The 14,069-nt window shown below is 42.7% G+C and carries 12 protein-coding genes and 1 pseudogene; 5 read left to right on the top strand and 8 right to left on the bottom strand.

What is annotated here, in order from left to right; translation table 11 throughout:
- Window positions 1-31 precede the first annotated feature (31 nt).
- From AACW90_RS05760 to galM, 3 genes are all read left to right on the top strand, one after another.
- Window positions 32-1,087: a UDP-glucose--hexose-1-phosphate uridylyltransferase gene (locus AACW90_RS05760; RefSeq protein WP_390232116.1), complete on the top strand. Its 1,056-nt coding sequence runs from the start codon at window positions 32-34 to the stop codon at window positions 1,085-1,087.
- A 116-nt stretch (window positions 1,088-1,203) separates the two neighbouring features.
- Window positions 1,204-2,355 (top strand): galactokinase, encoded by a 1,152-nt coding sequence (gene galK, locus AACW90_RS05755; RefSeq protein WP_390232114.1) that lies wholly within the window; start codon window positions 1,204-1,206, stop codon window positions 2,353-2,355.
- 27 nt (window positions 2,356-2,382) lie between these two features.
- A complete protein-coding gene (gene galM, locus AACW90_RS05750; protein WP_390232866.1) occupies window positions 2,383-3,468 on the top strand; it encodes a galactose-1-epimerase in 1,086 nt (361 codons plus the stop codon).
- Window positions 3,469-3,565: 97 nt separating this feature from the next.
- Here the strand turns inward: galM and AACW90_RS05745 are convergent, their stop codons facing one another.
- From AACW90_RS05745 to AACW90_RS05710, 8 genes are all read right to left on the bottom strand, one after another.
- On the bottom strand, window positions 3,566-3,979 hold the full coding sequence (locus AACW90_RS05745) for a C-GCAxxG-C-C family (seleno)protein (protein WP_390232111.1): 414 nt from the start codon (window positions 3,977-3,979) through the stop codon (window positions 3,566-3,568).
- Between the two features lie 32 nt (window positions 3,980-4,011).
- Window positions 4,012-5,010 carry a substrate-binding domain-containing protein gene (locus AACW90_RS05740; protein WP_390232108.1) on the bottom strand — a complete coding sequence of 333 codons (999 nt, stop codon included), beginning with the start codon at window positions 5,008-5,010 and terminating at the stop codon, window positions 4,012-4,014.
- Window positions 5,011-5,283: 273 nt separating this feature from the next.
- Window positions 5,284-6,417, bottom strand: coding sequence for a glycerate kinase (locus AACW90_RS05735; RefSeq protein WP_390232106.1), 1,134 nt, complete (start codon window positions 6,415-6,417; stop codon window positions 5,284-5,286).
- A 20-nt stretch (window positions 6,418-6,437) separates the two neighbouring features.
- Complete coding sequence (locus AACW90_RS05730; RefSeq protein ID WP_390232103.1) at window positions 6,438-7,790, bottom strand: GntP family permease; 1,353 nt, start codon at window positions 7,788-7,790, stop codon at window positions 6,438-6,440.
- Between the two features lie 151 nt (window positions 7,791-7,941).
- Window positions 7,942-9,087 (bottom strand): sugar diacid recognition domain-containing protein, encoded by a 1,146-nt coding sequence (locus AACW90_RS05725; RefSeq protein WP_390232100.1) that lies wholly within the window; start codon window positions 9,085-9,087, stop codon window positions 7,942-7,944.
- A 122-nt stretch (window positions 9,088-9,209) separates the two neighbouring features.
- Window positions 9,210-10,241: a 2,3,4,5-tetrahydropyridine-2,6-dicarboxylate N-succinyltransferase gene (gene dapD, locus AACW90_RS05720; protein ID WP_390232097.1), complete on the bottom strand. Its 1,032-nt coding sequence runs from the start codon at window positions 10,239-10,241 to the stop codon at window positions 9,210-9,212.
- A 268-nt stretch (window positions 10,242-10,509) separates the two neighbouring features.
- Window positions 10,510-10,803 carry a YebG family protein gene (locus AACW90_RS05715; RefSeq protein ID WP_195704138.1) on the bottom strand — a complete coding sequence of 98 codons (294 nt, stop codon included), beginning with the start codon at window positions 10,801-10,803 and terminating at the stop codon, window positions 10,510-10,512.
- Window positions 10,804-10,926: 123 nt separating this feature from the next.
- A complete protein-coding gene (locus AACW90_RS05710) occupies window positions 10,927-11,679 on the bottom strand; it encodes an amino acid ABC transporter permease (protein WP_390232093.1) in 753 nt (250 codons plus the stop codon).
- A gap of 115 nt (window positions 11,680-11,794) precedes the next feature.
- Here AACW90_RS05710 and AACW90_RS05705 point away from each other — a divergent pair, with 115 nt between their 5' ends.
- On the top strand, window positions 11,795-12,538 hold the full coding sequence (locus AACW90_RS05705) for a transporter substrate-binding domain-containing protein (RefSeq protein ID WP_390232864.1): 744 nt from the start codon (window positions 11,795-11,797) through the stop codon (window positions 12,536-12,538).
- Window positions 12,539-12,826: 288 nt separating this feature from the next.
- Window positions 12,827-14,069 (top strand): annotated as a pseudogene (locus tag AACW90_RS05700) (hypothetical protein); the annotation flags it as partial.

The following is a 14,069-nucleotide window of genomic DNA, read 5'->3' as shown; positions in this document are numbered from 1 at the left end:
CCTAGTTGTCATAATATTGTCGAGAACTAGTATGTCTGAAATAAAATTCAATCCAATTGATCACCCTCATCGCCGTTATAATCCACTCACTGGTCAGTGGATTTTGGTTTCACCACATCGTGCAAAACGCCCTTGGAGCGGTCAAGATGAAAAACCCGACACGGCGGAATTAGCTCAATACGATGAGAGTTGTTTCCTTTGTGCAGGCAATACACGTATCTCTGGCGATAAGAATCCAAATTATACTGGCACGTATGTATTCGGTAATGATTTTGCCGCATTAATGACCGATTCACCGGATGCTCCTGAATCTGAGAGCCCGTTGTTTAAAACGCAAGGCGTGCGTGGCCTTAGCCGGGTGATCTGCTTTTCACCTGATCACAGCAAAACACTACCAGAACTTCCCGTGAATAAAATTCGTGGTGTGATTGATACGTGGAATGAACAAATTGAAGAATTAGGTAAAAAATACCTTTGGGTTCAAGCTTTTGAAAACAAAGGTGAGGCAATGGGCTGTTCTCAACCACACCCGCATGGCCAAATATGGGCAAATAGCTTTTTACCTAATGAAATTGAACGCAAAGAAAAAAACCTTAGAGAGTATTACGAGAAGCACGGAACAAATCTTCTCGTTGATTATGTTCAAGCTGAAATGAAAGATGGTGAACGAACCGTTGTTGAAACAGAGCATTGGATTGCCATTGTTCCCTATTGGGCAGCATGGCCATTTGAGACAATGCTGCTTCCCAAAACTCACATTCGTCGTATGAGTGAATTGAATGACGAACTACGTGATGACTTAGCATTGGCGATTAAAAAACTCACTAGCCGATATGACAACCTATTTGAGTGTTCATTCCCCTACTCAATGGGGTGGCATTATGCCCCTTTCTTTGAAGAAGGAACGGATATAGAACATTGGCAACTCCATGCCCTGTTCTATCCTCCTCTACTGCGCAGTGCATCGGTGCGTAAGTTTATGGTCGGCTACGAAATGCTAGCTGAATCTCAACGAGATCTAACCGCAGAGCAAGCAGCTCAAAGGCTTCGGGATCTAAGTGACGTTCATTTTAAAGATCAAGAATAATCGACCTGCTGATTTAAAAAAAAACATCGGCAACGAACGGTAAAGAATTATGGTTCTCAACTTTCTTCGAAAGTTGGTGCAATGAGAATCAACCTAAAATGAAAAGAGAAAATACTATGACGACATTATCTAACAGCGTGAAAGCTTCCTTTAGCCGTGTGCTAGGTTATGAAGCCACACACCTCATTCAGGCACCAGGTCGCGTAAACCTTATTGGTGAGCACACGGATTACAATGATGGTTTTGTGCTTCCTTGCGCAATTAACTATCAAACGGTTGTCGCCGCAGCAACGCGAGATGACAACATTGTTCGTGTCGTTTCTGTTGATTATGATAATGAAATCGATGAGTTTGACCTCACTGAAGAGATCCTATTTCAAGAAAACCGTATGTGGGCAAACTACATACGTGGTGTAGTAAAGTGTTTGATAGGGCGTGGATATGAGTTTAAAGGTGCCGATATTTCGGTAAGCGGTAATGTCCCTCAAGGCGCTGGATTGAGTTCTTCTGCTGCACTAGAAGTCGTTATTGGTCAAACATTTAAAGAGTTATACAAATTAGATATTAGCCAAGCTGAGGTCGCACTAAACGGCCAGCAAGCAGAGAATGAGTTTGTAGGCTGTAATTGCGGCATTATGGACCAGCTTATTTCAGCAGAAGGTAAAGAGCACCATGCACTGCTCATCGATTGTCGTTCACTTGAAACGCAAGCCGTTTCAATGCCAACGGACATGTCTGTGGTTATTATTAACTCAAATAAGAAACGTGGTTTAGTCGATAGTGAATATAATACTCGTCGTGAACAGTGTGAAGAGGCGGCCCGCGTATTCAATGTGAAAGCATTGCGAGATGTCACTATCGATCAGTTTAGAGCTCGTGAGACAGAGTTAGACCCAATAGTGGCTGATCGTGCTAGACATGTAATCACTGAAAACGATCGCACTGTAGAAGCCGCTAAGGCTCTTAAATCGGGCGATATGAAGCGCATGGGTGAACTAATGGCCCAATCTCACGCTTCTATGCGAGATGATTTCGAAATTACTGTTAAAGAGATTGATACTCTGGTAGATATGGTTAAAGAGGTTATCGGCGATAAAGGTGGTGTTCGTATGACTGGCGGAGGTTTCGGTGGATGTATCGTCGCGCTTGTACCACCGGCACTTGTTGATAGCGTAAAAGAAACAATACAAGAAAAATATGAATCAGCAACGGGTCTCAAAGCATCTATCTATGTGTGCCAAGCAAAAGACGGTGCAGGGCTAGCTTAGCAGTAATACTATAAATATAGGTAACCAATTGTCATGGCTGACACACTAATTGAAACGATGACGAAAGAGGCAGCCTTTGATGGGCTGCCAGCTTCGTTAATCAAACTTGAAAACAAATCTGGAATGACCATTACCTTGATGGACATCGGCGCAACATGGCTTAGTTGCGTTTTGCCTATTGGCAATAAAGGTAGAGAGGTGCTTTTAGGCACCTCAAATATGGAAGACTTTAAAAATATGTCTTCTTACATGGGCGTTACCGCGGGCCGATTCGCTAATCGTATCGCGCTAGGTCAGTTTGAGATCGATAATAAAAAATATCAAGTTCTGACTAATCAGGCTGGAAATGCCCTTCATGGTGGTCCAAATGGGTTTAATGCAAGGCGTTGGAACGTGGCGTCTCAGGGATCCAATTATGTTCAGTTTAACCTAGTATCACCGGACGGGGACCAAGGTTTTCCCGGTAATTTGGATGTCTTTGTTACCTATCAGTTGACCGATGATAATCAGGTTGTTATCAGCTTTAAAGCGTCAACAGACAAAGCGACACCTGTCAATCTCACTAACCATGCTTATTTTAATCTGCAAGGTGAGTCTTCAGGTAAAGATTGTAAGCCATACGTTTTGCAAATAAACGCAGATCGCTATTTGCCAACCAATGATGTTGGTATTCCGCTTGGTGCATTAGCACCAGTCATCGGTACGGGGTTTGATTTCAGAGCCGCGAAAACGATAGAGCAAGATTTGTTAGTAGACGAGCAACAACAATCTGCTAACGGATATGATCACTCATTCTTTTTAAATCCTGAGTGTCGTACTGGTGCGTGTGCAGCAACGGTCGCTACAGTCGATAAGAAAGTAAAGATGAGTGTATATACGAATAAACCCGCTATTCAGCTATACACAGGGAACTGGCTTGCTGGAGAGAAAGGGCGTACAGGTAAAGCGTATACTGCCTACGCTGGTGTCGCATTAGAAACTCAGTTTTTACCTGACTCTCCAAATCACCCTGAGTGGGAACAAGAGAGTTCGATTTTACGTCCCGGCGATGAATACAGTTACCAAACTCGATATGGATTTGAGTTTGGGACACAATTAAAACGCAGTAAATAATTTAGAATCCCACGAAAGTGGGATTCTTTTTTGTCATTAGTCGTAAATCTGGTTTTGTGCGATTAAGTGTTTACGATTTCGACAGTGTAATTCGATATTACGCTTTTGGTTGAGGGAGCATTTCTATTTCGCGAAATTCTCTTGCTGTGACATATTCTGAATTCTGTTTGTCTATTTTGTTTATGTGTTTTTCGGTTAACTCAGCGGCTTTACTCACAAAACCACGACAACCACATTCGGATTTCTTAATGTCGCTACATAGTGTAGAACCAACAGCACTTAAGAATTCTTGTGATAGCTGGTTAGAATGTTCACCTTCGCCAAGTAAAATTGTGGCGGAGTAAAGTGCACCACATGTCCCTTCTTTAGCTCGCCCACCGCCAGCCACGACAGCTGAACGAATAACCTGTTCAGACATGCCTGATTCTAGTTGAAAGGCTTTTAAGACGGCCTGTGCGCAATTGTAACCTTCTTCTCCGTGAAAATAATCTGATGCCCGTTTGCTTTTCATCGTTATCCCTCCGCTAGGCCAAATAACCGAAACTAAATTTTTACTACTGATTCTCTGCGGACTATCGTAGGGGAAAAACGATTCGCTTCCGGTTCGATACTTTCTTTTTTCGCAAGAGAGAGAGAGAGTCGAGCCGCTTTTTCCGCCATTAATTTAATAGGATAGCGTATCGTTGTAAGTTTTGGGTGAATATAGCGAGCGATTAATCCATCATCGAAGCCTACAATAGACATCTCTTGCGGCACTTTCATCCCGTTTTCTTCAAATATTGAGATAGCACCTGCTGCCATGTAGTCGTTGTAAGCGACTACGGCCGTAAAAGGGACGGATTTAGTCAACAAGTTTGTTGCTGCATACTCGCCACCTTCACTATTTGGCTCACCATATTCAATGTGGCCTTTGGTTGCCACTAAATCATTATCCTTCATCGCTGCTAGATAGCCTTCGATTCGTTCTTCGACATCTTCGATAGCATGCGAGGATGCGATACAAGCAATTTTAGTATGACCATGACGAATCAAAAACTCAGTCGCTAAGTAAGACCCTTTACGGTTATCTAAAGAGATACATCTATCGGCTAATTCGGGAATATGTCGATTGATAATGACCATGCCGGGAACTTCATTGGCAAAGTCGATCAGTTCTTTATCGGTTAAACTTTTAGCATGGATGATTAAAGATTCGCAGCGACTATTTATCAAAAGCTCAATGGATTCTCTTTCAAGTTTTGGGTCGTGGTAACCGTTACAAATAAGGATATGTTTGCCATGATCCTGAGCAACGTTATCAATGGCTTTTACTGCTGTGCCGAAGAATGGATCTGATACGTCAGAAACCAGTACACCAACTGTGTTTGTGGTCTGATTGACAAGCGCTCTTGCATTAGCATTTGGTCGATAACCTAACTTGCTCATTGCTGCTTTTACGCACTCTACAGAGGCTGCGCTCGCTTTAGGAGATTTGTTTATGACCCTTGATACTGTCGCAACAGAAACACCTGATTCTCTTGCTACATCTTTGATTGTTGACATACGTCACCTCGATTACATCCGTTTATAATTAAACAATGATAGTGGAACTAACGCAATGCGGAGTGTCGCATAATCAAAAAGTAGTAGGTAAGATGTTGTTTTTTAAATTAATATTTTTATGTAAACGTTAAACCCTGATAGTTCTATATGTTTGATATAGAAGATAAAATAGTGAAATACCGCCGTAATAGGCGGTATTTTTTAGTGAATCCATTCAGCATTGACTATATCGATGTAAAAAAGTAATTGAGCGCAAACTTACTTAGCTTGATATTACTTTGTTATATTCCATGTTCTCGCCACGTTTTCGGCTAAATTTGCGAGGTTGACTTCTGCTTCTATGAAGGCGGTGTTTAAGTCAAAAGGCCTTGGGATGGCAACAAATACGGCATCAATACCGTAGTCGTACACCGCTTGATAGTTTTTGCCCACACAACCCGCTATTGCGATCACGGGAATATTGGTTTTTTTCGCTTCTTGTGCAACACCCATCGGTGTTTTTCCATGTATGGTTTGCCAGTCAATGCGACCTTCGCCAGTAATGACTAAATCTGCACCCAGTACCTGCTTTCCTAGTTCAACGGTTTCCATCACAATATCAATCCCTGGCTTTAGTTCTGCAGAGGTAAAACCTAGCAAGGCGCCCCCCATCCCACCAGCAGCACCTGCGCCAGCGACATCAATGATGCTTTTGCCTAGTTGTTGCTGAACTTTTTCACCAAAGTTGCGCATTCCCGCATCGAGAAGCGCCATATCTTGTTCCGTGGCCCCTTTTTGTGGACCAAATGTTGCCGTAGCACCGTGTTCTCCACAAAGAGGGTTGTCTACATCACACGCAACTAACACCTCGCAATGTATAAAGCGAGGGTCTATATTCGAGTTATCGATAGTGGCAATTGAACCTAACCCAGCACCGTTAGGCTCAATACGCTGACCTTTGTTGTCAAAAAACTTAACACCCAGCGCATCCAACATACCGATACCACCGTCATTCGTTGCACTACCGCCTAAACCAATAATAAGTTTCGTTGCACCATTATCTAATGCGTGAAGAATGACCTCACCTGTACCATAGCTAGAGGTGAGCTTGGGATCACGCAAGGCGTTTTCGACATGGTGTAGGCCGCTAGCGGCTGCCATTTCAATAGCCGCGGTCTTACCGTCGCCCAAAACGCCATAGAAAGCACCGACTTTTTTCTTTAGTGGCCCCGTAGCGGTAAGCTCAACTATTTTTCCTTGAGTCGCATCAACCAGAGACTGAACGGTTCCTTCGCCACCGTCGGCAACAGGCACATGTACAATTTCAGCCTCCTTCCAGACACGACGTAGTCCATTCTCAATAGCTTGACAAACTTCTTTGGCAGTTAGACTCTCTTTGAATGAATCTGGTGCGATAACGATTTTCATCTTATTTCCTAAATGATGGTTTAGAGCAGCACTAAGCTAAGGATATAAACGAGCGTCATAGCGGTTATACCTTGTACTAATGTTGCCATTGTTTGTGCTCTATAAGCTAATCCGACACTCATGCGGCTAAACTGAGATACGACCCAGAAGAAGCTATCATTAGCATGAGAAACGGTCATTGCTCCTGCGCCAATTGCCATTACCGTCAATACTCGTCCCATTTCAGAGTCTAAGCCAAGTTGAGACAACATTGGTGCGACTAGTGCTGAAGTTGTTACAAGCGCTACGGTAGAGGAACCTTGAGCCGATTTGAGTGCTGCTGCGACTATAAATGGCATGAAAATACCGACACCTAATGCTGAAAGCGTTGCACCTAAGTACTCTCCTAACGGCGTTGCTTTAAGAACTGCGCCAAAAGCGCCACCGGCACCTGTAATTAATAGTATCGGTGCTGCTGCGGTAATACCTTGACTAATACGTTCACTAAATTCAGCAATTTTGTTTTCCGTTTTTAGTAAGCGTACAGATAAGAACAGACCAATAACTAATGCAGTAAGTGGTTGCCCGAAAAATGCGAATGTTTCAAATACAAATCCGTTGCCTAAAGGGCTGCTCGGAAATTTTGCAATTGAACCAAAACAGATAAGTAAAATCGGAACAAAAATTGGGGCGAAGGCTTGATTAGCGGTTGGTAGTTCACCATATGAAGCTTTTAGTGCTTTCCAGTCCTGCTGTTCTTCATACTGTTCATCAATAAGATCTGGTTCTACATTCTTAAAACGGTTTGCCCAAAGCATTCCTGCAATTGCAGCTGTAGCAGCGACAAAAATACCAATACCGATGACTAGGCCAAGGTTCGATTCTAAGCCGAGATTACCTGCTGCTGCGATAGGTCCGGGCGTTGGCGGGACGAAAGTATGCGTAGCATATAAACCAGTGGCAAGAGCAACACTCATCGCTACGCTTGAGGTTTTAAGGCGTTTTGATAACGATTCTTTTAGTGAGTTCAATATAACAAAACCTGAATCACAAAAAACAGGTACGGAGACAATGTACCCGATGATGCTCATCGTAAGCGTTGGATAACGTTCGCCAAGTACTTTTATTACTGAGTCTGCCATGGTAATCGCAGCGCCACTTTTTTCTAAAATAATACCGATGATAGTACCTAATACGATGACTAAACCGATATATCCCAGTATTCCTCCAAAACCACCTGCGATCGTTTTAGCAATGCTATTAGCGGGAAGGCCATAAGCAAATGCAGCAAGGAAAGCGGCGACGATTAAGGCCAAAAAAGGGTGTAGTTTAAATTTGGTGGTGGCTAAAACAATAAATGTGATGACACCGAGTAGGATAAGAATTAGACCCATGTTTAACTCCGTTTATTTAGTAATTATTATTTACTGACGTCAGAAATGATTTCTGGTCAGGGAGTATTATCAACAGTTAGGGTAGGAAATACTTTAGGCAATAAACCAAAATAAGAGAGAGTTCTAGGTAGTTTATTGTGCATCCGAACAATTATGTCTGATTTTTAGAGATCTGGTTCGCAATGTATAACTCGACGAGGCCAGAAAATTGATGCGGGGAAATATTTGTGATTTTTTCTATTTTGTCTAGGCGGTAGCGCAGAGTATTTCTATGGATGAACAGAGACTCAGCGCACTCTTTCAGGTTGCCTTGGTGTTCAAAGAGAGAATGTAACGTTTTGGTCAATTGACCAGACTTGTCTTCTTTTAGTAATCGGTAATAGGGTTCACATAATTGCTTACCTTGCCATGAATCACTTAATGGCGAGAGCAGTACGGGCAACCGTACATCTTCAAATAGATATTTATTATTGTTAGGTAGGTGCAATTGTCCATACGCCATTACTTGTAAGGCGCTTTTGAATGAAGTGAACAAGTTTTCAGGGCCAGGAAAATATTTGCCTAAGGCGATATTTATGTTGAAGATACCGTTTTGTTCTAATCGTTCAATAAGTTGATCAATTCTTTGGCTTTCCTTTTTACTGAATACCTGCCCACTACCATCAACATAAGGTTTAAGAACCACAACTTCATTGAGTGATAATACCGCGACGAGGTTGTCTCGCTCTGGGTATTCAAGTAATTCAACAACTTGGCGAATAGTGCTTTGACTGACGGAGGTGTTAGATCGATTAAAGCGAATGACAGCAGCGACTCTAGGTTTAGATAAATCAATATCAAGCCGCGATGCCCAGTTTTGAAGTTCAACGACCGACAGTTTATTGTTTATCCACGCGGTTATAAACTCTTCTTTATGTCTTCTGTCCCATTGCAGTTGTTCAATTAACCTTGCTTGCTCGACAATCATTTCTGCCGTCATTTTTACCAATGCAGCGTAGTTACGAATGGTGTCAGGATCACCTGTTATGCCAACCACGCCGATGACTTCTCCTTCTGCTTTCAGCAGTAGGTTAATACCGGGTTTCACACCTTTTAAACGGGAGGCATCTGAGAGACTAACTTCAACGGTATCGCCATGTTTAATTGCGAGCAACGCGCCATCATGCAGTTTGCCTAAACGTTTTGTATCACCGCTTGCGATAATCGTCCCTGCATGGTTCATCACGTTGATATTATTACCAATAATTTCCATGGTTCGATTTACAATCTGTTGTGCTAGCTGGTGATCGAGAAACATGACAATGAGACACTTAAAAATGTAATAATGATGGCAATGATAGTAGCGCGTAAAACAGAAAAGAAAAAGGGCTGGTAGTCCAGCCCTTAAAGTCATTTAGTATTTCAAATAATCATGGATGATTAGTTATTGCTATGTAGCTCGCTGTTTAGTTCAACGGCTGATTTGTTTGTGAGGCACTCAATCTGGCCAGTTACAGAGTTGCGGCGGAACAATAGGTCAGATTTACCTGCTAGTTCTCTGGCTTTCACTACTTCCACTTCTTGACCTTGGGAGTCAAGCATACGAACCTTAGAACCAGCCGTAACGTAAAGGCCTGATTCAACAGTGCAACGGTCGCCTAGAGGGAAGCCAAGACCAGAGTTTGCACCTAGTAAGCTACTTTCGCCAATAGAAACCACCACCGAGCCGCCGCCAGAAAGTGTCCCCATAATAGATGCACCACCACCGATGTCAGAACCATTACCGACCAAAACACCTGCCGAGATACGACCCTCAACCATGCTTACGCCACTGGTACCGGCATTAAAATTAATAAAACCTTCATGCATAACTGTTGTACCTTCGCCAACGTGAGCACCAAGGCGTACGCGTGAAGTATCCGCTATTCGGATGCCTGCCGGAACAACGTAATCCACCATTTTAGGGAATTTGTCTACGCAATCGACACTGATAACCTCACCTGCTAGTCGAGCATCTATTTGACGTTCAGTTAACTCAGGAAGATCGATAGGGCCCTTGTTCGTCCACGCGATGTTATGCAGAAGACCAAAGATACCGTCCAATACAGTGCCATGAGGTTTTACAAGACGGTTAGAGATAAGCTGAAGCTTTAAGAAACCTTCCGCGACCGATTGCGGTTTTTCATCTGACGCAAGGATAACGAGAACAAGTGGCTGTTCTGAGTCCACGGCTTTCTCTGCAAATGAGGCGTTTTCGACGTCAGCATTTGCTGCAAATGCTGTTGCAATCTCGCCGCTTAGTTGATTAGAAATCTCGATGGATTGGTTGCCACCTTGATAACCACTCACTTGACCCAAAGCAGAAACCAGAGCGTCGCTTGGATTTAAGATAGGGCTAGGGAAAAATGCTTCAATTATTTTACCGTCACGGTTTTTTGTCGCGGTACCAAATGCGAGAGAAAAGTTAGCCATTTGTGCGTATCTCCAAAATGTATTGTCTGATTGTATTGAATGAGAAAGAGTTCACTTAAATAGAAATCAATTTTTCTCGTGATGCGTTAAGCAGAATAGAATTATCGTTCACTATAGGGTTATCATAATGAGAGCGAACAATAGATGAAAGGGGAAAATAAGAGAAAGTCTGTAAACTGATACGTCTTGTCTTTTTGGCGATATATTTCTTTAAAAAGAAAAATAGAAAGCAAAAAAAAGCGCAGTTTATTACTACGCTTAGATATTTTTACGCCGCGTCTTCTTGCGGGTCTTCAACTGCTTCTACTTTTTTTGGCTTTTTAGGGACGGGTTTGCGTTTTGCCCCTAAAGCATAAAGCAGTTCTTCTTTGTTTTGAGCCAAAAATAGTGACAGCTCTTCTTGCTTCGATTCATCTTCAAGAAGCTTACTCTTACCAATGAGCTCAAAGAGCTCATCAGCCGTATCTAACATTTTGTCGTAAGCGTCAGCTTCAGCCTTAGAGGTAAAAGTCATCTTTTCTTCTCCGTTGCGCTCCACCACGTACTTGACGATTACAGCCATGGTTATTCCTCAAACATCGTTAAAATATCTACTGTGTGTTTATACAGTTTATTGTTAGGTAAGTCCACTGTGATCTCTGTTTATGAGAAGTGAAAATAACAAAATAACTGGATGACACTAAACCTAATGATGTGGGATTTCGAGTTTTTTCTCAAGCATTCTAACGCCTTGAGAGACAATTAATATTAAGACAAGATATTCGATAACCAATACGCTGTATATTTCTAGGGGTAAATATTCGTTGACAACAAGTTCGTTCGCTTTTCTTGTCAGGTCATTTAAACCGATGACGCTCACTAATGATGACATCTTCAAAATATACACAAACTGATTACCCAATGGCGGCAGCATTTGTCGGATGGCTTGAGGAAGGATAACTAATCGCATTTTTTGCCAATAAGTAAGCCCTAAAGATTCAGCGGATTCATGCTGACCTAACGATACGGATTGAATGCCACCGCGAAATACCTCTGCAAGGAATGCACTTTCTGCGATAGAGAGTGCGATAACTCCGGCCCAGAAGTGATTGAGGCTAACATCTAACAGTGTCGGCATTCCGTAATAGACCCAAAGCAGTAGCACTAATACGGGTATGGAACGAATAACCTCGACGTAGACTCTGTTAATAATACGGAGTAAACGAGAATCAGATAGAGAAAGAAAAGCGATGAATAGGCCTATAATCATTGCTAAGCCCATGCTAATCAGGGATATATTAATTGTTTCGTAAAATCCTGACACCAAAAATCCAAGGTTAGCTGCCCCTTGTTCTGTATTTGGGTTTAGTACATACCAACCCCATTCATAGTCACTGCATCCAGTGAGTAAAAATAGGGGCAAAATAAGAATTAGATATGGCTTATGAAAAAACGGCATGGTCACTTTTCTAGAAATTCTTCGCGTAGGTGCTATGTTAACAAGTACTGCTCCGTTATGGATAAATTAAATAGGAATAACAATGAATAAATGGATCTTACTAATTCTCACCACAATGTTAAGTATTGGCAACGCATCGGCAGAGACAAGCCGACTGAAAGAGATTTTGAATTCTGGCGTGCTTAAAGTTGGAACGACAGGTGACTGGAATCCTATGACAGTGAAAGATCCAGCAACGAATAGCTACAAAGGGTTTGATATCGATATCACGACAGAACTGGCAAAGGACCTGGGCGTAAAGGTTGAATATATCGCGACAGATTGGAAAACATTGGTTAATGGTATCACCGCAAACAAATATGATATTACGGGCAGTGCATCGCTAAACATGTCACGGGCTAAAGTCGCGGGTTATAGCCAACCTTATTTTTATTTGGCTTTTGTTCCTGTTGTTCAGAAGAAGTCGTTAGACAAATTTAATGATTGGAGTGACATAGATAAATCGGGTGTTAAAGTGGCGGCGACCTTAGGTACTGTTCAGGAAAAAATGGTTAAAGATTTTTTCCCGAATGCAGAACATATTGTCATTGAAGCGCCGGCTCGGGATTTTCAAGAATTACTTGCTCGCCGTGCGGACGTATCAGTAACGTCAAACGTCGAAGCGGCAACATTGGTAAAACGCTTTAAGCAATTGGCTATTGTTCCTGTTAAAGAAGCGCGAAAACCGACCCCCATTTCGATGCTTTTACCTCAAGATGACCAAGTATGGATTAACTATATTAATCACTGGGTAGAGCTTAAGAAAACCCAAGGCTTCTTCGATGAGACAGCAAAAAAGTGGGGACTGAAAAGTTTGTAGTTTTATAACTTAACCACGAAAGATCAATAGACCTTAGTCACTTTCGCTTATCCTCGATATTTATCCGTTATTCTCGTGAAAACAGGAATAACGGATTTTTTATGTCTAGAGCGTCGAAACTCTTCTTATAAAACCAATTGTAAGATCATTGCTCCAAAAATTTATGTAAACAGAATATCGTACGTTATTAATAACTTAGCACAAATCTCGGTGTTTCTATTGAATGATACTTAACCATTTTTGTCACTGATATGTTGGCACTCTATTCGTTTCGAATTAGGTGTCATTATGTCTTATCGAGCATGGTTGTGTGTTTTGTATGCATTGGCGGTAGCGTTGAGTTTTTCAACGACCGTTGTTGCGAAAGAAGTCGCACTTAATTCACCAGAAAGTGAGGTATTAGTCTCTGGAGAATCGCGCTATACCCCTTGCCGAACAACACGGTGCGGAGGAGGAGGTGGTAACCCCGACCCAGATCCTGATCCAGATGGCGGTGGTGGTGATCCGGAGCCGGAGCCGTCCCCTGCCGAGTTAGATGGCGAGAAAATAACCGTCGAAGCGAAAAGCTTTTTTGAAAGAGCCTACGAGAGCATAAAAAATGCGGTAAACCGCGCATTTGGCAAAGAAACGGCCACCGAAAAAGCCACCAAAGAAGCCCTTGCCAATAATGCTAAAATCCAAGAAGCGGATGCGCTCAATGCGAAGCCCGGTGATGAAACGTGCAAACCTGTCGAACTCTATTCTGGCTGTAAGGTCACCAAAGCCACCGATTGGACAAACCCCGTACTGCCCATCAAACGGGTTCACCGTATCAGCCAAGGCTCTGCTTGGTCACTAGGCGCAGGGTGGCATGCCTCTATTGATAGCCGCATTATTTGGGGAGCTGATATCGATATTGGCAAGCAGATCGCCCAGCACCAAAACGTGGTTGCCGACTATCATGCCATTGTTGAACAGCTCGATATCGCGATTGACCATCTTGAAAATGGCTTTAGTGAACGGATTGGCTACAACGAATCGAATGCACAAGCGGCGCTAAAAGAGGGTATTACCCAGCTAACCGCTTATAAAACACAGCTTCTTCCTAAGGTTAACAAGGCGCAGATCGCGTTGGCGACGTTAGCGAGCGCAAAACAAGACTCCGATGCACGTCGTGCGTTAAACCGCTACACCATCGACAAAAATTTCACCAAAGAATATGAAATAGGCGCCAATGTAGTGAAATGGATTGCCCCTAACGGCGGGCGTTATCTCTTTACTCAAGATGTTAAAGGCATTATCACAGCCGTCGCGGGGCACAACAATCAGTTTAACTTGTTGCCGTCGGGTGAGGTAGAAATTAGAACGCCAAATGGCGAAAAGCATCGTTACAACACGAAAGGGTTGTTGACACAATCGACCAATAATCTAGGTCAATTCATTTCACTTCACTATAACGCACACTATAAACCCGTCACCATGACCACGGAATTGGGTCGCACGCTCACCTTGGGTTATTCAGGATCTCGCCTTGTCAGTATTAAAGATGGCG

Origin of the sequence: Vibrio frigidus, from assembly GCF_042465995.1 — a bacterium.
In the GTDB taxonomy this organism is placed as follows: domain Bacteria; phylum Pseudomonadota; class Gammaproteobacteria; order Enterobacterales; family Vibrionaceae; genus Vibrio.
Note: the sequence above shows the minus strand (reverse complement) of the source record. Positions and strands in the feature narration are given on the sequence as shown.

Coding starts and splice junctions, on each gene's coding strand:
- AACW90_RS05760 (WP_390232116.1), top strand. CDS start 32: ATGTCTGAAATAAAATTCAATCCAATTGATCACCCTCATCGCCGTTAT.
- galK (WP_390232114.1), top strand. CDS start 1,204: ATGACGACATTATCTAACAGCGTGAAAGCTTCCTTTAGCCGTGTGCTA.
- AACW90_RS05745 (WP_390232111.1), bottom strand. CDS start 3,979: ATGAAAAGCAAACGGGCATCAGATTATTTTCACGGAGAAGAAGGTTAC.
- AACW90_RS05740 (WP_390232108.1), bottom strand. CDS start 5,010: ATGTCAACAATCAAAGATGTAGCAAGAGAATCAGGTGTTTCTGTTGCG.
- AACW90_RS05735 (WP_390232106.1), bottom strand. CDS start 6,417: ATGAAAATCGTTATCGCACCAGATTCATTCAAAGAGAGTCTAACTGCC.
- AACW90_RS05730 (WP_390232103.1), bottom strand. CDS start 7,790: ATGGGTCTAATTCTTATCCTACTCGGTGTCATCACATTTATTGTTTTA.
- AACW90_RS05725 (WP_390232100.1), bottom strand. CDS start 9,087: ATGTTTCTCGATCACCAGCTAGCACAACAGATTGTAAATCGAACCATG.
- dapD (WP_390232097.1), bottom strand. CDS start 10,241: ATGGCTAACTTTTCTCTCGCATTTGGTACCGCGACAAAAAACCGTGAC.
- AACW90_RS05715 (WP_195704138.1), bottom strand. CDS start 10,803: ATGGCTGTAATCGTCAAGTACGTGGTGGAGCGCAACGGAGAAGAAAAG.
- AACW90_RS05710 (WP_390232093.1), bottom strand. CDS start 11,679: ATGCCGTTTTTTCATAAGCCATATCTAATTCTTATTTTGCCCCTATTT.
- AACW90_RS05705 (WP_390232864.1), top strand. CDS start 11,795: ATGTTAAGTATTGGCAACGCATCGGCAGAGACAAGCCGACTGAAAGAG.